The organism is Novipirellula sp., assembly GCF_041583735.1.
In the GTDB taxonomy this organism is placed as follows: domain Bacteria; phylum Planctomycetota; class Planctomycetia; order Pirellulales; family Pirellulaceae; genus Novipirellula.
In genome coordinates this window covers 1-2,152 of record NZ_JBFHFD010000973.1, presented here as the reverse complement: position 1 = coordinate 2,152, position 2,152 = coordinate 1, and the positions used below count along the sequence as shown (strand labels likewise).

The window sequence follows — 2,152 nt, the reverse complement described above, 5'->3', positions numbered from 1 at the left end:
TGCATGCCGAATCCATACGCACCATCAGCCTCCACCACGAAGATCGAGAAACAGCGACCAGTACGACGCTTCGTAGTTGCCGCAATCACGACGGCGGCAGTATCGCTACTGGTTTCGGCTCCCGGCATCATGCTCTTGAACCAAGACTACTGGCAACTAGTCCCGACGAATACATACATGACTTCGTTCGAGTTCAATGGCACGTCGATTGCCAATGATTCTCTGATCGCGTATTCCATGTGGTCCGCCATCTTCGTCCTTGGCATGTCCGCGATATTCACAGCGTCTGCGTTCCGCAATCATCGAAAAAATGTCGGCGTTGCTCGACGATGATTGCGGCCGTAAAATCTCGGACGATCCGACTAAATGGTCACCCACACTTTACCCAAATACCGACGAACCAACGGATGCACGCCGAGTCCTCGAGTGTCTCTTGGGCAATGGTTGCTCAACTCCTCGGACCGGGTGATCCTGGCCGTTATCGCAACTAGCGGCGTGACCTGCGCTGATTTGCGATTCAAGCCATCGCTGCCGTAACAAGCAAAATTCGCGGTCGTTTTCGAGCAACATCTTGTCCTCGCAGTCCGTTACACTAGCATCACTGGTCGATCCCAACGGTTGTCTGCTTGACGGGCCACCCACGGGGCGGAACGCCACTGCAAACATACTCGATTCATGCTTGCTGCGATCTGCGATAACCATGCGATGGTGACGGAGCGGCGGCATCGTGTTTGCAAAGTGGCTCAATCATCCTTCGCCGCCCGCACATCGCTCCCGTTACCCGATTGAGATCCAGTCGTTTTTGAGTGTCACCTTTAATCCAAGTATCGTGCCAAAGCTCGTCAGATCTTTCTCCAGGTTCAAGCTATCCTCGTTGCTTTTGCTTGTCGCGTTGTTCGCCATTGCGTTCCTCGGCTTTCGCCGTTGGTTCGACCAAAGGCCGATCCAGTGGGTGGCGTACTCAACTCAATCATTCGCGGCACCTTTCGACCACGATACACCAGTGATTGTCTTCGTCGGAGCTGGTTGGGACGTGAACAGCCTTGTGGTGAAACAGCATTCGTTTGAAGATCAGAAACTGAAACGCGTAATACGGGAAAGATCTTTCACTCTCTTCTATGCGGATCTAACCTCGTCGTCCCCGGAAGTGCTTGGTTTTCTGCGCCGGATTGGCCGTAACACGACGCCGACGATTGCCGTATACTCTGGCGGTATTTCGGGCACGCCCGTCGTGTTGGACGGGATGGTTTCGGCGGATCAAGTCATCAATGCGATCGCCTCACAATCGAAGCCGACACCAAGCAATGACGGCGGGTAACAATCCCGTGCACCGAAGGACGGCTTGCACGTTTACTCGAATGGAATCTCAACCGCCCGTCCTCGGTGACGGGTAACGTTATCGGATAGGGAGACGCGACGATACATCTGACGTTTCACCAAAACGCCTTCAACGTTCTCGGCCTGACGCCTTCACTTGATAGCTCTGCAGTTGCTCTTCTCGAACGCCGAGAGCGCGAGCTTGGTTTGACTTTCCCCGATGCGATGCGTGAGCTGTACACGTTGGATCAACGCGATACGCTGCTGATCGGTGCGCACGACGTCACAGTTCGCCCTCTTCACGAGCTTGGTTTCGGTGTCGAACGCGAATTTCCTTTCTGTCATTTCCTATCTGACTACCAGGGCCAATGGAATGCATACGTTTTCTTGAATGGAGACGAGGATCCAGATGTGCGAATTGTTGGTGACCACAACGGACTCCTGGTCGACGACCAAGGGTATCCCGTCGAATCGATGGGCTCATTCTCGGCTGTGATTCTTGATAGAGCGTACGATCAGCTGCATTTCAGGCAACTGCAGCGAGCAAGCGCCGACAAACATCAGCGCAGAACGTTACGAAGCATGGTAAACTCGCTCTTTCGCGGTAGAAGCCGATAACCATGCCGTGGACACGGAGGACGGCATCGTGTTTTTACAAATGGAAAATCTAATCGCCGTCCCCGGTCACGGCTACCGACTATGAAGTCCGAGGTTGGCAAGTGGTGTTGAGGTAATTTTCTTTTCTTATTTCATTTTTTTCCGCGGGTGGTGGTGAGGTGCCGTCGCCGGAGGCATTTTTCGGTCGCTCGCCCGTCAGTGGCGACCGAAAAATGAC

The 2,152-nt window shown here is 53.7% G+C and carries 1 protein-coding gene; it reads left to right on the top strand.

The genetic code is table 11. The annotated features are described in order from the left end of the window. The first annotated feature begins 727 nt into the window (after positions 1-727). Positions 728-1,318: a hypothetical protein gene (locus tag ABX962_RS35170; protein ID WP_372726317.1), complete on the top strand. Its 591-nt coding sequence runs from the start codon at positions 728-730 to the stop codon at positions 1,316-1,318. Positions 1,319-2,152 lie beyond the last annotated feature (834 nt).